General features: G+C 55.5%; 15 protein-coding genes. 5 read left to right on the forward strand and 10 right to left on the reverse strand.

Features of this window, described 5'->3' with window-relative positions:
• Window positions 1-2 precede the first annotated feature (2 nt).
• On the reverse strand, window positions 3-1172 hold the full coding sequence (locus tag NI000_RS07225; RefSeq protein ID WP_253409121.1) for a glucose-1-phosphate adenylyltransferase: 1170 nt from the start codon (window positions 1170-1172) through the stop codon (window positions 3-5).
• Window positions 1165-3105, reverse strand: coding sequence for a 1,4-alpha-glucan branching protein GlgB (gene glgB, locus NI000_RS07230; RefSeq protein WP_253409603.1), 1941 nt, complete (start codon window positions 3103-3105; stop codon window positions 1165-1167). The genes NI000_RS07225 and glgB overlap by 8 nt, the downstream gene beginning before the upstream one ends.
• Window positions 3106-3319: 214 nt before the next feature.
• Between glgB and NI000_RS07235 the strand changes: the two genes are divergently transcribed.
• From NI000_RS07235 to NI000_RS07245, 3 genes are all read left to right on the forward strand, one after another.
• Window positions 3320-4447, forward strand: a complete 1128-nt coding sequence (locus NI000_RS07235; RefSeq protein WP_253409123.1) for a peptidylprolyl isomerase — start codon at window positions 3320-3322, stop codon at window positions 4445-4447.
• A 197-nt stretch (window positions 4448-4644) separates the two neighbouring features.
• Complete coding sequence (locus NI000_RS07240; RefSeq protein WP_253409125.1) at window positions 4645-5508, forward strand: class I SAM-dependent methyltransferase; 864 nt, start codon at window positions 4645-4647, stop codon at window positions 5506-5508.
• Between the two features lie 3 nt (window positions 5509-5511).
• Window positions 5512-6219 (forward strand): RluA family pseudouridine synthase, encoded by a 708-nt coding sequence (locus tag NI000_RS07245; protein ID WP_253409127.1) that lies wholly within the window; start codon window positions 5512-5514, stop codon window positions 6217-6219.
• Window positions 6220-6296: 77 nt separating this feature from the next.
• Here the strand turns inward: NI000_RS07245 and NI000_RS07250 are convergent, their stop codons facing one another.
• Window positions 6297-7568: a copper amine oxidase N-terminal domain-containing protein gene (locus tag NI000_RS07250; protein WP_253409129.1), complete on the reverse strand. Its 1272-nt coding sequence runs from the start codon at window positions 7566-7568 to the stop codon at window positions 6297-6299.
• Between the two features lie 270 nt (window positions 7569-7838).
• Between NI000_RS07250 and NI000_RS07255 the strand changes: the two genes are divergently transcribed.
• Window positions 7839-8207, forward strand: a complete 369-nt coding sequence (locus NI000_RS07255) for a VOC family protein (protein WP_253409130.1) — start codon at window positions 7839-7841, stop codon at window positions 8205-8207.
• Here NI000_RS07255 and NI000_RS07260 read toward each other — a convergent pair.
• The 3 genes from NI000_RS07260 to NI000_RS07270 form a co-directional block, all read right to left on the reverse strand.
• Window positions 8204-9382, reverse strand: coding sequence for an oxalate decarboxylase family bicupin (locus tag NI000_RS07260; RefSeq protein WP_253409132.1), 1179 nt, complete (start codon window positions 9380-9382; stop codon window positions 8204-8206). The genes NI000_RS07255 and NI000_RS07260 overlap by 4 nt on opposite strands.
• A 332-nt stretch (window positions 9383-9714) precedes the next feature.
• Entirely contained in the window at window positions 9715-9798 is an 84-nt protein-coding gene (locus tag NI000_RS36715; protein ID WP_220389023.1) for a putative holin-like toxin, read from the reverse strand.
• Between the two features lie 151 nt (window positions 9799-9949).
• On the reverse strand, window positions 9950-10369 hold the full coding sequence (locus tag NI000_RS07270; RefSeq protein WP_253409134.1) for a MarR family winged helix-turn-helix transcriptional regulator: 420 nt from the start codon (window positions 10367-10369) through the stop codon (window positions 9950-9952).
• 193 nt (window positions 10370-10562) lie between these two features.
• Here NI000_RS07270 and NI000_RS07275 point away from each other — a divergent pair, with 193 nt between their 5' ends.
• Window positions 10563-10730 (forward strand): hypothetical protein, encoded by a 168-nt coding sequence (locus NI000_RS07275; protein WP_193394500.1) that lies wholly within the window; start codon window positions 10563-10565, stop codon window positions 10728-10730.
• Here the strand turns inward: NI000_RS07275 and gyrA are convergent.
• From gyrA to NI000_RS07295, 4 genes are read right to left on the reverse strand one after another with little or no spacing between them, the layout of a single operon-like run.
• Entirely contained in the window at window positions 10727-13162 is a 2436-nt protein-coding gene (gyrA, locus tag NI000_RS07280) for a DNA gyrase subunit A (RefSeq protein ID WP_253409136.1), read from the reverse strand. The genes NI000_RS07275 and gyrA overlap by 4 nt on opposite strands.
• A gap of 14 nt (window positions 13163-13176) precedes the next feature.
• Window positions 13177-15150 carry a DNA topoisomerase IV subunit B gene (parE, locus tag NI000_RS07285; RefSeq protein WP_253409138.1) on the reverse strand — a complete coding sequence of 658 codons (1974 nt, stop codon included), beginning with the start codon at window positions 15148-15150 and terminating at the stop codon, window positions 13177-13179.
• 54 nt (window positions 15151-15204) lie between these two features.
• Window positions 15205-16197: an ABC transporter permease gene (locus NI000_RS07290; RefSeq protein ID WP_253409605.1), complete on the reverse strand. Its 993-nt coding sequence runs from the start codon at window positions 16195-16197 to the stop codon at window positions 15205-15207.
• Window positions 16190-17167, reverse strand: a complete 978-nt coding sequence (locus NI000_RS07295) for an ABC transporter ATP-binding protein (RefSeq protein WP_253409140.1) — start codon at window positions 17165-17167, stop codon at window positions 16190-16192. The genes NI000_RS07290 and NI000_RS07295 overlap by 8 nt, the downstream gene beginning before the upstream one ends.
• Between the last annotated feature and the right edge of the window lie 10 nt (window positions 17168-17177).

A 17177-nucleotide genomic window follows, 5' to 3' on the forward strand; every position in this document is an offset into this window, starting at 1 on the left:
CTTCACCCTTTCACAGAGGCACTAGTGGTCCTGCCGATACGCTCGTTGCTGCCGATCAATACGATATCCCCGCCGCCGTCCCCGTCCGGTTGCCCGATGACGCACCCGTCTTCCACAACCGTTCCTTCGCCGATAATTGCCTTATGGATGCTCACGTTGCTGCCAATCGTCACGTTCGGCATAATGACGGAGTCCCGGATGACGCTGTCCTCGCCGACCTGCACGCCGTAGAACAGCACGGAATGATCGACTTCGCCGAACACGCAGCAGCCTTCGTTGATCAACGACCGCCGCACCTGCGCCGTCGGGGCCACGTACTGCCCAGGTTGGCACGGATTGACCGAATAAATGCGCCACTCCCGGTCGTTCAGGTTGAATTCGGGCTCATCCTCCAGCAGGTCCATATTGGCTTCCCACAAGCTCTGGATCGTCCCGACATCCTTCCAATAGCCTTCGAACGGATACGCAAAAAGCGGCCGCTCGTCGCGCAGCATCAGCGGAATGACGTCTTTGCCGAAATCCTTGCTTGATTCGGGGTCGGCTTCATCCTTGATCAAGTATTCCTTGAGCGCCTGCCAATTGAAAATATAGATGCCCATTGAAGCCAGGTTGCTCTTCGGCTCCTTCGGCTTCTCGGCGAACTCGGTGATCCGGTTCTCGTCATCCGTGCTCATCAGGCCGAAGCGGCTCGCTTCCTCCCACTTCACCTCGATGACGGCGATCGTGCAGTCCGCCGCTTTGCTTTTATGGAAATCGAGCATCCGGTCGTAATCCATCTTGTAAATATGGTCGCCGGAGATGACCAGCACGTATTCCGGGTCGTACTGCTCGATGAACGAAATGTTGCGGTAGATCGCGTTCGCCGTTCCCTTGTACCAATCGCCGCCGCTTTGCTCCATATAAGGGGGCAGCACGGTCACACCGCCGCTCTTGCGGTCCAAATCCCACGGCGTTCCGATTCCGATATACGTGTTCAGCACGAGAGGTTGGTACTGCGTCAGAACGCCGACCGTATCGATGCCCGAATTCGTGCAGTTGCTGAGGGTAAAATCGATGATCCGGTATTTGCCGCCAAAATGAACCGCAGGCTTCGCCAGCTTGCTGGTCAGGACGCCCAGACGCCTTCCTTCCCCGCCGGCCAGCAGCATCGCCACACACTCTTTTTTACGCATCGGCTTTCCCCCTCCTCGTAGTCGCATTGGTACGCTTGCGTTTGATTTTGACTGGCTTGAAGATGACGGCTGCCAGCGGAGGCAGCGAAATATGCAGGCTGTCCTGCCGGTCGTGCCACGGAATGTCTTCCGTCCGCAGCACGCCCTCGTTCAGCTTGCCGGAGCCGCCGTATTCACCTGCGTCGCTGTTGAACAGCTCCACGTACTCTCCTGCGAACGGTACTCCGATCCGGTACTTTGCATGATACACGGGCGTAAAGTTGCAGACGATCACCAGCACGTCCTCCGGATTTCCGGAACTGCGCATAAACGTCGTCACGCTTTGGCGCTGGTCGTGGGGATCGATCCAGGCGAACCCCTCGGGTTGATGGTCCAGCTCCCACAGCGCCGGCTCGCGCAGATACAGTTGGTTCAGGTCCCGGACGTACCGGTGCATGCTGCGGTGACTATCGTAACCGAGCATCTCCCAATCCAGATCCTCCAGGTCCTTCCATTCGTCGAACTGTCCGAATTCGCCGCCCATGAACAGCAGCTTTTTGCCCGGATGGCCCATCATATAGCCGAAAAGCACCCGTAAATTCGCGAACTTGCGCCAGTAGTCCCCAGGCATTTTGTTGAGCAGCGATTTTTTGCCGTGCACCACTTCGTCGTGCGACAGCGGCAGCACATAATTTTCGGAGAAGGCGTACATGAAGCTGAACGTCAGCAGCCCGTGGCTTCCGGGGCGAAAATACGGGTCCGTCTCCATGTATTTCAGCATGTCGTTCATCCAGCCCATGTTCCACTTGTAGTTGAACCCGAGGCCCCCGGCGTCGACCGGCGCCGTCACGAGCGGCCAGGCGGTCGAATCTTCGGCCATCATTAGCGCATCGGGATAACAAGCGAATACCGTGCGGTTCAACTTTTTCAATAAAGCGATCGCGTCGGGATTCTCATCTCCCCCGTCGACGTTCTTGATCCACTGCTCGCGCGGCTTGCCGAAATTCAGATAAAGGAGGCTCGCGACCGCATCGACTCGCAGTCCGTCAATATGGTACATATCCATCCAGAACAGCGCGTTCGAGATCAGGAAGCTGACGACTTCCGGCTTGGAAAAATCGAAGGCGAGCGTGCCCCATTCGGGCTTCTCGGCTAAGGCGGGATCGCTGTGTTCATATAGCGGCTGGCCGTCGAACTGCCGCAGACCGTGCTCGTCTTTGACGAAATGGCCCGGCACCCAGTCCATAATGACGCCAATCCCCGCCCGGTGGCAGCTGTCGACGAAATACATGAAATCTTTCGGCGTGCCAAAGCGGCTGGTAACCGAATAGTAGCCGGTTGCCTGGTAACCCCAGGACCGGTCGTAAGGATGTTCGGCAAGCGGAAGCAGCTCGATATGGGTGTACCCCATCTCTTTCACGTAATCGACCAGTTCGCTTGCGAGTTCGCGGTAGGAATAGTAGGCACCGTCAGGCTTCTTTTTCCAGGTGCCGAGATGCACTTCATAGATGTTTAACGGGGAGCGGTAGACGGATTGGGACGCTTTGCGTGATTGCCATTCCCGGTCGGTCCATTCGTAGCCGTCCAGGGAGCAGATGCGCGAAGCCGTTCCCGGCTTGAGCTCGGACCAGAACGCATACGGATCGGCTTTATACAGCAGCGTTCCGGCAGAGGTGACGATTTCGTACTTGTAGTACTCTCCTTCCCGGACGTCGGGCACGAACAACGACCAGACGCCCCAGGTGCTGACCTTTTGCATCGCATGACCCGAGCCGTCCCAGCAATTGAAGTCGCCGACTACCCGGACTTCGCGGGCGTGAGGGGCCCAGACGGCGAAGCGGACGCCGCATTCCCCCTCCAACTCGGCCAGATGGGCGCCAAGCATCCGGTAGCTTCGGAATAAATTGCCTTCGTGGAACAGATACAAGTCCTCCGGACCGGGGATCAAGCTCATCACGTTCCGTTCATCCCCCTTTTCGATGATTGTTTCTGTCTCTACTTACACAAATACTACGCGCTTGAATAAATTCCTGTCTGAAAAGTGCAAATTCTTCGTGAATTCAGAATTTGGCAAAAACAATGGCAATCCGAAAAAGATGAAAAAAAGGATTTTGCTTCCCTTTGTGGAAGTAGTAAGTCACACCCAAAGAGAGAGGATGGATTAATGTATGAATGACAAGCTGAAAGGTTTGGCGCTGGGCCTATCGCTGGGCGTCATGCTGACGGGATCGGTCGCCTATGCGAGCGGCACTCAAATTGAGGTATATTTTAAGCAGCTCAAATATATGTTCGACGGTGTAGAGAAAAAACCGACCGCCGAGCAGGGGCAAGGTTTCATCTATAACGGCACCACCTACGTGCCGCTCCGGTTCGTCAGCGAAGCGCTCGGCAAGGAAGTAAGCTGGGACGAAGGCAGCGGGACGATCTGGGTCGGCAAGAAAGGCGATCCGAACGCCGTCGTCGCAACTTACAAGGGCGGCCAGATTACATGGGGCGAGGCCAACAAGTTCGCTTCGGTCTTGCACTTGCTAAACAGTACCGGAGAGGTTGACGAACAGTTCCTGAAGCATATGATCGGCTACAAAGTGTTAGCCGGGCGGATTACCGCGGAGCAGAAAGCCGCCCTCCCCGCTGAAGTCGACAAAGAATACGGGGAAATAAAAAAATATTTGATCGAACTGCACCAAACGGAGGACATTGCCTCCTTGCTGGCCAAGGAAGGATTGAGCGAGCAGGATGTCCGCGACTATCTCGGCCTCTACCTCGCCGCCGGAGAGGCCCTCTCCGCCCAAGCGACCGACGCGAAGCTGAAAGAAACCTACGATGCAGCTATTGCTGCAAAAACCGGTGAATACGTGATAGCGTCCGTGCGGCATATTTTGATCGGCTTCGAGGACTCCGCCGGCAAAGAGCGCTCGAAGGACGACGCCAAGAAGCTGGCGCTTGACATCGCCGGGAAGCTGAAAAACGGCGAGGATTTTGCCGCGCTGGCCAAGCAGTACACCGATGACCCGGGCTCCAAAGATTCGGGCGGTCTGTATGAGAACGAGCCGGTAACGGGCTGGACCGACGCGTTCAAGAAGGCGGCTGTCGAGCTGGAGCTGAACAAGATCAGCGAGCCGGTCGAGACGGAGTTCGGCTATCATATCATGCGCGTCGAAGCCCGCTCCACGCAGCCGTTCGACAAAGTGAAGGACGAGCTTAAAAATGACGCGATGACCAAAGCCTACCGTACGTTTATGGAGCAGGAGCTGCCGGGATTGGTCGAGAAACTGGATCTGCCTAAATCAAAGTAATACATCTATACGAAAAAAATTCGCACCATTTTGCACCATGATGTACAAGCCGGAGCGCTCTTTCGGAGCGTCTCCGGTTTTTTTGCGTCCGGCCGATGGATTCGTCTGCCGGAATCGTGTAAAATGTTGAAGAATAACGGCTCTGCCGAATGGGCAATGCTGAGACTGGAAATCAAATTAAAGGATGGTCGCTACTTATGTTTGCAGCACAAGATTGGAAAGATTACGAATTGATCGACACCGGAGGCGGCGAGAAGCTCGAACGCTGGGGCAGCATCGTCCTACGGCGTCCCGATCCGCAGATTATTTGGCCGCTGCCCAAGGAGACAGGCGTATGGCGCGGAGCCGACGCTCATTACCATCGCAGCTCCAGCGGCGGCGGCAGTTGGGAATACCGAAAGGACATTCCCGAGCGCTGGACGATCTCGTACCGCGGGCTGTCGTTTCATATTAAACCGACCAGCTTCAAGCACACCGGCCTGTTCCCGGAGCAAGCCATCAACTGGAGCTGGATGATGGATAAAATCCGCAGCGCCGGCCGGCCGATCCGCGTGCTGAATCTGTTCGCTTATACCGGCGGCGCTTCTGTCGCGTGCGCTTCGGCGGGCGCCGAGGTATGCCATGTCGACGCATCCAAGGGCGTCGTGCAGTGGGCGAAAGAGAACCTGCAGCTGTCCGGCCTCGGGGACCGTCCGGTGCGCTTCATTACGGACGACGTGTTCAAATTCGTCCAACGCGAGCAGCGACGCGGCAGCAAATACGACGCCATTATTATGGACCCGCCATCGTACGGACGCGGACCGAACGGCGAAACCTGGAAGCTGGAGACGAACCTGTATCCGTTTGTGGAAACGTGCATGAGCATTTTGACTGACAAGCCTTTGTTTTTCCTCATCAATTCCTACACGACGGGTATCTCTGCCACGGTGCTCCACAACGTTCTTGCCTTGTCGCTCGGCCGGACCCATGGCGGAACGATCACATGCGGCGAGATCGGCCTGCCGATTACGGCCTCGAAGCTGACGCTGCCGTGCGGCATCCTCGGCCGCTGGGAGGCGTAACATATGGGCCGCTCTCACCCGCACGTGCCGGTGCTCTACGAGGACAATCACGTTATCGTCGTCGTTAAGCCGCCGAACGTTCCGACGCAGGAGGACGCGTCCCGGGACCCCGACCTGCTGACGCTGATCAAAGCCGATCTCAAGGAGCGGCACCGGAAGCCTGGCAACGTGTATCTCGGTTTGGTTCATCGGCTCGACCGTCCGGTAGGAGGCGTCATGGTATTCGCCAAAACCTCCAAGGCAGCCTCCCGGCTCTCCGATGCAGTCCGTACGCGTGCGATCCGCAAGGTGTACACCGCCGTCGTGAACGGGCGGCCCAAAGAGCCTCAAGGAACGCTGCGGCATCATTTGCTGAAAGATACCAAGACCAATATGGTATCCGTCGTTCCCGCCTCGAAGACCGGCGCCAAGGAGGCGGTACTCGATTACCGCGTTCTGTCCGGCCGGGACGGCTTGTCACTCGTACAGGTCGAGCTGCACACCGGACGGCCGCACCAAATCCGCGTCCAGTTCGCGGCCATCGGCTGCCCGCTCGTAGGCGACCAGCGGTACGGCGGTGCTCAGGCGAAGCCCGGTCAGCAGATCGCGCTGTGGTCCACCCTGCTCGAATTCACGCACCCGGTCACGCAGGAAGCGCTCCGCTTCACGTCGGAGCCGCCGGGAGCCTTTCCCTGGCTGCTCTGGGACCTGAAGGCCGCAGGGGCCGTATAACCCTTTTGAACGCGATAAAACCTCCGAAACCACAATTCAGGTGGTGTCGGAGGTTTTGCTTTTTGGATTTAGGGCCTTTATTTAGTCTTAATATACACCGTCTGGGCCGCCTGGTCCCAGCTCACTTCGCTGCCAAGGGCCTCGCTGATGAAGCGCACCGGCACCATTGTGCTGGAATTGACGAGCTGCGCCGGAACTTCCAGCGGCTTCGGGGTCCCGTTCACCGTCGGCTGCGTGCTGCCGATTTGCAGGTAAATCGTCGTGTCACCTTTGATCGCCGTCACCGAGCGCTCGGCCTCGGTCCAGGAAATTACAGCGCCAAGCCGCTCGAAAATCGCCCGCATTGGCACCAGTACGCTGCCGTCTTTGTTGACCGGAGGCTGCTCGAAGGTTTGAAGCTCCCCGTCAATCATCACCTTGATGGCATCGAAGCTGATGTAGAGTGGCTTGATCTCCAGCCCTGCACCAAAATGCCGCTTGCGGAGCGCCATAATTTCCTCGAGGGACTCGGCGCGCTGGCGCAGCACCTTCTTCACCGTCGTATCGCGCAGCGCCGTCAGCTCTTGAATGGTATTCTTTTGCGTTTTCTCCAACGAAGCGACGGCTTTGTCGCGGATCTCTTGCAGGTCTTTTTCGCCATCGGTCAAGATTTTATTGATTTTTTCCTCCGCATCTGCCCGTGATAAGCTGCCGTGACGATACTTGTTCATCGTGCCCCCGGAATAGTTCTCATTCGATTCGTTGCGAAGCTCCCCCATCTTGCTTCCGGAGTAGTTCGGGTTCATTTCATTGGAAAAGTCCCACATGGTGCTTCCCGAATAGTTCGGATTATTCTCGTTATGATATTTCCACATCAGCGAGGAGCTGTAATTTTCATTAATTTGCGTGGCGAAGTTCCAATGCGTGCTCGACGAATAGTTCTCGTTATTGCCCGTTGCATATTTCCACAGCGCCCCGGACGAGTAATTCGGGTTGATTTCCCGCTTGTATGCGCTTAAGGCATCGCGATAGCTGCTGCCGCTGTATTGTTCGGCCAGACTTTTATAATCCTTATCCAACAGCGTCGTCAAATAATCGAGGTCCTCTTCGATCAGCTTATCGAATGTGCGTTGTTCGCCATGAATTTGCTCATAGAAAGCGTTGTAAGCATCGGTCGATTTCTTTTTGTCTTCCTCGTACATCCCCCGGTATTTCGATTCCAGCCGTTCGTACCGCTCCTCAACCTCCTGAATGAGTGCCTTATCGTAATTCGCCGCATACGCTTGAGGTACGGCGCTTGCCGGGATGACGTTCACCGCCGTTAAACCGGCAAGCAGCGCCATCGTCATCATGGTGTTTTTCTTCTTCATAGCGTTCCTCCTGCTTGTAAGTATGTAAGGTAGAGCATACAGGAGCATGAACTTCGATAGATGGAATGCATTTCCTTCTTTTCATGCAAAAAATGAATCTGCCGACCCATCCGGGTGGGCGCTTTATCCTACGTTAGTTTTACTTCCGTTAAATAGAGAAGCTTATTTCCCTAAGAACGAATGTTTGTTATCATAATGACACGATATTCCAATTTATAAGACTAGGTGACTTCCAGTCGCACACCGGTCCTGAGGAGGCTTCTTTATCCGATGCTAGAACGTTTGGAGCATATGCAAATCCCCGTCCGCAACGTGGAGGAAGCGATTCAATGGTACACGCTTCATCTCGGATTCCGCTTGGAAGGCCAAACGGCGGGAAGGCACGCCTTCTTGACCTTGTCTTCCGGTCCTATGCTAATGCTGTGGGAAACCCCGGAGGAAACGCACGCCAATTTCACAGTCCGTGGAGAAACGATGCCGGTGCTGCTGTATCGCACATCGGATATTCATGCTCTTCACGACAGGCTTAAGGGGATAGGCGCGCGAATTGCTTTTTACAAGGACGAAGGGTTCGGTTGGGTACTGAAGTTTTACGATCCGAGCGGTAACCTCTGGGGCGCCATACAGCCGAACGCTTAAGACCTCGGGTATTTGACGACCGGCCACTTTTCTTTTCGCAGCGCGCCCAGCAGCTCCGGACCGACGTACAAGGTGTCCTGGATCAGCTCACTCGGAGTCAGCGCCATCCATTGATTGAGCGACACGTCGGCGAAGCGCGAACTCTTAAACATTTCCAGAAACCACAATGTGTCGCTGCCGGTATTCTGGATATAGTGGCCGAAAGCGGCAGGCACGTAGCCTACGTCCCCGGCTCTATAGTCGAACGTGCGGGCCGTGCCATTAGAGGCAAATGCGGTCATCCGGCCCTGACCCGTAAGGTAGTACTGCCATTCATCGCTGTTCGGGTGCCAGTGCAGCTCCCGCATTCCTCCCGGTTCAATTTCCACGAGCGCGGCGGCAATAGCCACGGAAACGGGAAAATTGCAGGAATCCACGATCCGCGCCGTTCCGCCCGGCGTCCGGATCGGCTCCTGCGCAAGCAGTCTGTACGTGAAGCTCTGCGGGACAGTGCCGTACGGATCGGGAACCTGCTGAGTGGGGATCGGACCCGGCACCGGCGCTTGAAACATGTAGCGCTGATGCATCGGGATATGCGCGAAGGCACTTTCGGGCACGCCGAAGTTCGCGGCCAGCACGTCCTTTGGCGTGTGCGCCAGCCAATCGGAGATCGTGAACGTATCATTTTCGGTGAAGTTGCCGTTATCGAACACGAGCAGAAACTCGCAGCCTTCCTCCAGCCCCTGGATCGAATGCGGGATACCAGGAGGAAAGTACCACAGGTCTCCGACGCCTACATCGGCAATAAAATTCCGTCCGTTCTGATCGACCGCAGTGATCCGCGCCCTGCCGATCATGACGAACGCCCACTCCGCCTCCTTGTGCCAATGCAGCTCCCGTACGCCTCCCGGTGTCAACCGCATGTTGACCCCCGCGATCGTGGTTGAGATGGGCAGTTCTCTTACCGTAACTTCCCGGGACCATCCGCCATGCTCGAGCCGCATATGGGTATCGGAGAATGAAAACTTCAGATTGGGTACCGTTCCGGCATCGGTTACCGGAGGAACCAGCATGTTCGGATTCTCCAGATCCCGCAGCACATCCCGCGGCCCGGGATCGTCCGCGCCTGCCCCATCCTCCCTTATCGGCTGCGGCACATGCACAAATACGCGATGCCCCGAAGGTCGTCTATCCATCGAACACACTCCTTTGCTTCCGAATCAAATCCGTCGACGTTCGTTCGCCCCAGTATATAAGTCTATGAGCAGCGTTCGCGCATATGTGACGAAAGTTGGAAAAAGACCTGGCGCCGTCATCCGACAAGGTTGTACAAAATCTCCGAACGTCTTTTCAAAGCAAGCGGGAATATGATATGATGGATTTACAAAAAAAGTTATTGCCTGCAAAACAGAAAGGCCGCGAATGTTCCAGCATCCGCGACCTCGCTACAATAAGATTGCCCTCAAGGCGATCGGCGCAAGGAATAACCAAGCGGTAGACCTCTCGGGTTCCAAGGCTCAAGGGAGGTCTACTTCTTTTTTAAGTAGGAAAGTAAAGCGAGAATAAACATGCCGAACATGAACATCAACGTTACGGCATCCTTTACTTCCATGGCATCACCTCCTTCCGGATTCGCTTATGCGAACCCATCAATGGCAGGGGTGTGCCAACCGTCCTTGAGTGCCTTTCCCTATTGCATCCACATTATACCATACGCCATGATAAATGAGAACATATTTTCGTATTTTTAGTTTGCCAAAACGTTAAGCATTGGCAACCTTGCCCAGCAAATATACAAGCAATTGCTGATTGTGTGAGGAAATTCGGCTCAAATATTGCTGCAAAAACCGTTCGCGGATTTGCACGCCGCGTTCGCATTCGAAGCGCCCCTTCTCCGTTACCAATACCCACACGATACGGCGGTCCTTCTCGTCCCGCTCCCTTGCGATTAACCCGCTCTTTTCCATCCGGTCAAGCAGCGTCGTAATCGCCGCGGGCGTCGTCGCCAAATACTCGATGAAATCCGAAGGCTTCATCCGGTCCTGCTCGGAACCCAGCAGCCTTTCGAGCACCGTAAGCTGCCCTTCCGTCAGCGTCGGAGCAAGCTCCGTTTCCATATGCGTGCGCAAATCTTTGGATAATTTCCACCACAGCTTGGCAAATTCCTGAGTTATCACAATCATCACTCCCGAAAAACCAATCTTTTCCCTAATTATAACATTGACCTCCGGCTTTTTAAAGGTTAACCCCATGAATATTTTAGGACATAAAACGATAAAATCGGGTACCTTTTGACGGAGTTCAACATATACTGCACATGGGACGTTCGCCTATACGCGGAGCTTGTCAATCCATGGAAGACAAGGAGTGAAAGGAATGGAAGACTGGAAACGCAAAATCGGAGAAACCGCATTGACCAAAGGAATTATAAACGACCCAGACTGGCTCGAAAAGCTGGACGATTCGATGCCGGTATGGGCCGTTCTGCAATTGATGCTGGAGCTGCTCGAAAAGCTTGAGCCGCAATACACCAGCTATGATTAAGTAATCTTCAAAATATCCGTTACCGCTTCATTTTTATTGACCGGAACGACGCATTTCCCTGTGGATTTGCGGTCATCGATCGGCGTCTGCTCGGTCGAGAACGTCACTCTTCCGCCCGTACTGAGGATGGCGGTCAGGTCGAACGGCTCTTTAACAACAAAAGCGCCTTTCAACTCCGATCCGTTCGGCTTTACCCGCTTGCCCTCCTTGAATTCGAACGTAATAATCCCTTTGCCCCCGCGTCCTTGAACGGGATAATCCGCTACAAGCGAACGCTTCGCATACCCAAGCTCCGTCATGACGACGACTTCTCCTTCGTCCCCGTCGATCCAATCGGCGGCAACGACCTCATCGTCATCCTTCAACTGAATGCCGCGAACCCCGGCAGCGGCACGCCCCATCGAATTCACTTCGTCCTCCTTGAAGCGGATGGCCATCCCCTGCTTCGTTACCAGCAGCAGCTCTTTTGAACCCGTGCTGAGCAAGACGTCGAGCACCGCATCCTGATCGCCCACTTTGCAAGCGACGATACCGGTCGAACGGTTCGTAAAATATTCCTTTAGTTCTGTCCGTTTGACCTGCCCTTTGCGCGTCACGAACACGAGCGACTTGCCCGGTTCCTCGAAATCCTTGACCGGCAGCACGTGAATAATGCGGTCGTCCTTGGAAATCGGAATGACGTTGACGATGGCGGTACCGTTTTCCTTCCATTTATACTCCGGAATTTGATGCACCGGCAGCAGGAAGTATTGCCCTTTCTGCGTGAAAATCAGCAGGCTCTCCAGCGTATTGACGTCGAGCAGATAGCGAAGATAGTCGCCTTCCTTCAGACCCGTCTTGTCAATCTCGCCGCCGGAGCGTATAAACGACAGCTTGCCCGTACGCTTGATATAGCCTTCGCTGGAAAGCGTAACGAAGACGTCTTCGGCCGTTACCATGACTTCCAGATTGACTTTAAGCTCTTCCACTTCGTCCTGGATGTCCGATCGGCGGTCGATGCCGTACTTGTCGCGGATTTGCGACATTTCATCCTTAATGACAGCCAGAAGCTTCTTCTCGCTGCCAAGAATCCCTTTCAGGTACGCGATCGTTTTCTGAACGTCCTTCCATTCTTTTTCTAAAGAATGAATCTCCAGATTCGTCAAACGATACAGCTGCAAGGTCAAAATCGCATCGGCTTGCCGTTCGGTAAAGCCGAATTTGGCAACGAGGTTGTTTTGGGCGTCCTGACGGTTTTTCGACGCTTTGATTGCGGCGATGACCTCGTCCAGGATATTGAGCGCCTTGACCAGCCCTTCGAGCACATGGGCGCGGTCTTCCGCCTTCTCCAGCTCGAATCGCGAGCGGTGGGTGACCACTTCTTTCTGATGGTCGATGTATGCTTCCAGCATATCGCGCAGCCCGAGCTGCTTCGGCGTCTTGTTGACGATGGCGACCATGTTGAAATTATAGGCTACCTGCAGGTCGGTTTTCTTAAACAAATACGCCAAAATCCCCTGCGCATCTGCATCCTTTTTCAGCTCGACGACAATACGAAGACCCTCGCGGCCGCTTTCGTCGCGAACCTCCGCAATGCCTTCGAGTTTTTTCTCCAGACGGATATTTTCCATCGCCGTTACCAGGCGGGATTTCACGACCTGATAAGGAATTTCGGTAATGACGATTTGCTGGCGCCCGCCGCGCAAGTCCTCGATCGCCGTGCGCGCCCGCACATAGATGCGGCCCCGGCCGGTCCGGTACGCGTCGCGTATCCCTTCCGAGCCCATAATAATGCCGCCAGTCGGAAAATCCGGGCCCTTGATGGTGCCCATCAATTCCTCCAGCGTGCTGTCCGGCTTATCGATCAGCGCAATGCAGGCATTGACCACCTCGCGCAGGCTGTGCGGCGGAATTTCCGTCGCAAACCCGGACGAGATGCCGCTGACGCCGTTGACGAGCAAATTCGGAAACCGCGAAGGCAGCACAACTGGCTCCTTCGTCGTATTGTCGAAGTTATCCTTGAACTGGACGGTCCGCTTCTCGATGTCCCGCAACAGCTCCATCGCGATTTCGGACAGCCGCGCTTCGGTATACCGCATTGCAGCCGGCGGGTCGTCGTCCATTGAGCCCCAGTTGCCGTGGCCGTCAACCAGGACATGACTCATTTTCCAAGGCTGCGCCATCCGGACCATGCCCTCATAAATCGACGCGTCGCCGTGCGGATGGTAATTGCCCATCACGTCCCCGACCGTCTTTGCCGATTTGCGATACGGCTTATCCGGCGTGTTCCCGGAATCGTACATGGCGTACAGAATACGCCGCTGCACAGGCTTCAGCCCGTCCCGCACGTCCGGGATCGCGCGGTCTTGAATGATATATTTGGAATACCGGCCGAACCGGTCGCCTACAACCTCTTCCAGAAAGGCCGGCAAAAAATTTTCCGAGATACTCACAAAAGGCCCCCCGTTTATTCTTCAAATTCCGTGAAGTCCACGTTCTCGATGATCCAGCGCTTCCGCGGATCGACTTTATCCCCCATCAGCGTAGATACGCGCCGCTCGGCTTTGGCCGCATCTTCGATCTGCACCTGCAGCAGCGTGCGCGTCGCCGGGTCCATCGTCGTTTCCCAGAGCTGGTCGGGGTTCATCTCACCGAGTCCTTTGTATCGCTGCAGCTCGATGTTTTTGCCGAGCTCTTTGGTCAGCGCCTGCAGTTGCTCGTCGGTCCAAGCGTACCGGACCGAGCTGTTTTTGCCGGCTTTTTTCGTCACCTTGAACAGCGGCGGCTGGGCGATATACACCTTGCCCGCGTCGATGAGCGGCTTCATGTACCGGTAGAAGAACGTCAGAAGCAGCACCTGAATATGCGCGCCGTCGGTATCGGCGTCCGTCATAATGATAATTTTCGCATAATTGCTTTCCGACTCGTCGAATTCCGGGCCGACCCCTGCGCCGATCGCGGCAATGATCGCCTTGTATTCGTCGTTTTTCATAATATCGAGCAGCTTGGCCTTCTCCGGGTTCATCGGCTTGCCCTTGAGCGGCAAAATCGCCTGATGCTTCGAATCGCGCCCCTGCTTCGCCGACCCGCCCGCAGAATCGCCTTCGACGATGAACAGCTCGTTGCGGGTATAGTCCTTCGATTGCGCCGGCGTCAGCTTACCGCCCAGGTTCGAGCTTTCGCTCTTGCCCTTCTTGCCGCTGCGCACCTCTTCCCGCGCCTTTCTTGCCGCCTCGCGCGCTTTGGCCGACTGGATCGCCTTCTTCATGATCATCTGCGCGACCTGCGGATTTTCTTCGAGGAATACCGCCATTTTATCGGAGACGACCGAATCGACCGCGCTCCGCGCCGAAGCGCTGCCGAGCTGGTCTTTCGTCTGGCCGACGAATTCGACCTCGCCCATCTTGATGTTGATGACCGCCATCATGCCTTCGCGCAGATCCTGCCCGTCCAGATTTTTCTCTTTTTCCTTGAGCATCCCGTTCTTGCGCGCATAGTCGTTCATGACGCGGGTATAGGCGGTTTTGAAGCCCGTTTCGTGCGTTCCCCCGCCGCGCGTCGGAATCGAGTTGACGAAGGACACGATCGTCTCCGTGTAGCCGTCGTTATACTGCATCGCCACTTCGACTTCGATTTCGTCTTTCTCCGCTACGAAGTGAATGACGTCATGCAGCACCGTTTTTTCCTCGTTCAAGAACTGCACGAACTGGCTGGCGCCGCCTTCGTATTGGAACTCTTCCTGCTTATCCGCGCGCTGATCGGTCAGCGTGACCTTCAGCCCCGAGTTCAAAAAGGCAATTTCCTGCAGCCGCTCGTAGAGCGTATCGAAATTGATCGTCGTTCCGCCCTGAAAGACGCGTTTGTCGGGCTTGAACGTCACCTTTGTTCCGCTTTTGCGCGTCGAACCGATCACTTCCAGGCCCGTGACCGGCTCTCCGACGTGCTCCTTGCCTTGATCGTCCACCCAATATTCAAACCGCTGGCGGTGTGTTTTGCCTTCGCGGTAAATTTCCACTTCAAGCCATTCGGACAGCGCATTCGTCACGGAAGCGCCTACGCCGTGCAAGCCGCCGGACTTTTTATATCCCCCGCCGCCGAACTTGCCGCCGGCATGAAGCATCGTAAACACCACCTGCGGTGTGGGAATCCCCGTTTTGTGCATGCCGGTCGGAATGCCGCGGCCGTTGTCGCACACCGTCACGGACTGATCCTTATGGATCGTCACGTCGATTTGCGAACAATGCTTGGCCAGATGCTCATCCACGGCATTGTCGACGATTTCCCAGATCAGATGGTGAAGCCCGGACGTGCTGGTACTGCCGATATACATCCCCGGCCGCTTGCGTACCGCTACCAGTCCTTCGAGCACCTGGATATCGTCTGCACCGTAGTCCGCCGGCGCTGCTGTCGTTTTTCCAAACAAATCGAGTTGATCCGCCATCGCAGCCTCCCTAAAAACACCTATGTCTCCGCAACATTATAACATTTGATCGGATTAGTTCAATACATCTTTTTTCGTGAATACCGCAAACGAGACGATCACTGACGCGATTCCCCATACGGTCAACACCGCCAAGGAGAACGGCAAATCCATGCCTTTGATGGGCGGAAGCGTCCCGCTGAGATACGTTGTCAAGTTCAAATTGACCATGAACAAATATTTGGCCGCCTCCCAAGAAGAGACCATATTCGTCAAGATCGTGCCCGAGATGAGCAGCGCCAGCATGATGCCCATTCCCGCCGCCGTGCTGCGGACGAGCACCGAGATCATCAGCGTCATCACCGCGACGATGAGCGCCGCAAACCAAACCAGCCCGAATTCCATGATCAGGTACAGCCACTGGTCTACCGGGCGTACGAACGAAAAGTCGACCTCCGTCCCCTTCACCTGGAACCCGAAGAACACCGGCATGTCCCAGCCCCCGTAACCGAACACGACGCCCGATATAAGATAGCATAAAACTCCTGTCGCAACAACGATAAACGAGGTGAAGAGGATCAGACTTAGCAGCTTGCTCAAGAGAATTTTCCAGCGCTGCACCGGACGCGTCAGCAGCAGCTTGATCGTCCCCGTCGTATGCTCCCCCGATACCATATCGGCAGCAACGACCATAACCATGAGAGGAATGAACAGATTTACGGCATTTTTCACAAACTCTCTTGTAAAGGTTACCCCGTTCGGTTCGGCCGGATTCACATCTTTATCCAGATAGTACTGGGCCAGCTTCACTTCGACGCGGCGCCACTGCTTCCATTCCTCGGGCACGCGTCCGCTGCTGAGACTGCGGGTATAGTCCACAATCTTCTGCCGCTGCTCGACCCGCCAGTCGGTCGTTCCGAACTGCTTCCGGTTATTTTCCGCCACCTTCATTTGCGCATACGTGAACATCGGGATGATCGCGGCCAAAATAAGCAGCACGACGAGCAGCCGCTTTTTTTTGATCATTTTGATGCATTCGTTCTTGACCAGTGGATACAAACTAACCAATGCGTTCACCCTCCGTCAGCTTCAGGAATAAATCTTCCAGAGTCGGAAGCTTGATTTCGATGCCGTGGAGCGCTGCGCCCGCTTCCATGAGCTGCCTCGACAGCTCCGGAATCGCCTCCGGATTTTGTAGGGCAACCAGCCGTGGTACACCTGCTTCCGTCCCGGCCTCATCAGCAAACGAGACCGACTGCACCTCGTGATGCGATTGCAACACCTTTAGCGCAGTCTCCGCCGGGAGCACGCTCCAGACAACCATACTGACGGACTCGTCTATAAGCGACGACACCTCGCCGACCGTAATGACTTCGCCGTGACTTATAATGGCGACGCGATCGCACATTTGCTGAATTTCGCTGAGCAGATGGCTGGAAATGAACAAGCTGAGCCCGGTCTCGGCCAACTGGCGTATAAATTCCCGCAGCTCCTTGATCCCTTGCGGATCGAGGCCGTTGGTCGGCTCGTCCAAAATAAGCAGCTTCGGATCGTTCAGAAGCGCCTGTGCAATACCGAGACGCTGCCGCATGCCCAGCGAGTACGTTTTTACTTTATCGTGGATGCGCGCGTCCATGCCGACGATCTCGACCACTTCGCGGATTCGTTTCTCGCCCACGCCCGGCAGCATCCGGGCAAAATGCTCCAGGTTTTCCCAGCCGCTGAGATACGAATACAGCTCCGGATTTTCCACGATACAGCCGACGTACTGCAGCGCTTCATTATGCTCTTTGTGCACGTCGTAGCCGCAGATGCGGATCGAACCTTCCGTCGGCTTGATTAAGTCCACCAGCATGCGGATCGTCGTCGTTTTTCCCGAGCCGTTCGGCCCGAGAAAGCCGAAAATCTCCCCTGCGCGCACATCGAACGAAATGCCTTTGATGATCAGCCGTTTGCCGATCGTCTTTTTTACGTTATCGACCGCCAGAACAATGTCCGCGTCTCTCCCCTTCCGATGCTGCTCTCCGGCCTGAGCCATGCGCTTCCGT

Origin of the sequence: Paenibacillus tyrphae (assembly GCF_024158745.1) — a bacterium.
Lineage (GTDB): Bacteria > Bacillota > Bacilli > Paenibacillales > NBRC-103111 > Paenibacillus_G > Paenibacillus_G tyrfis_A.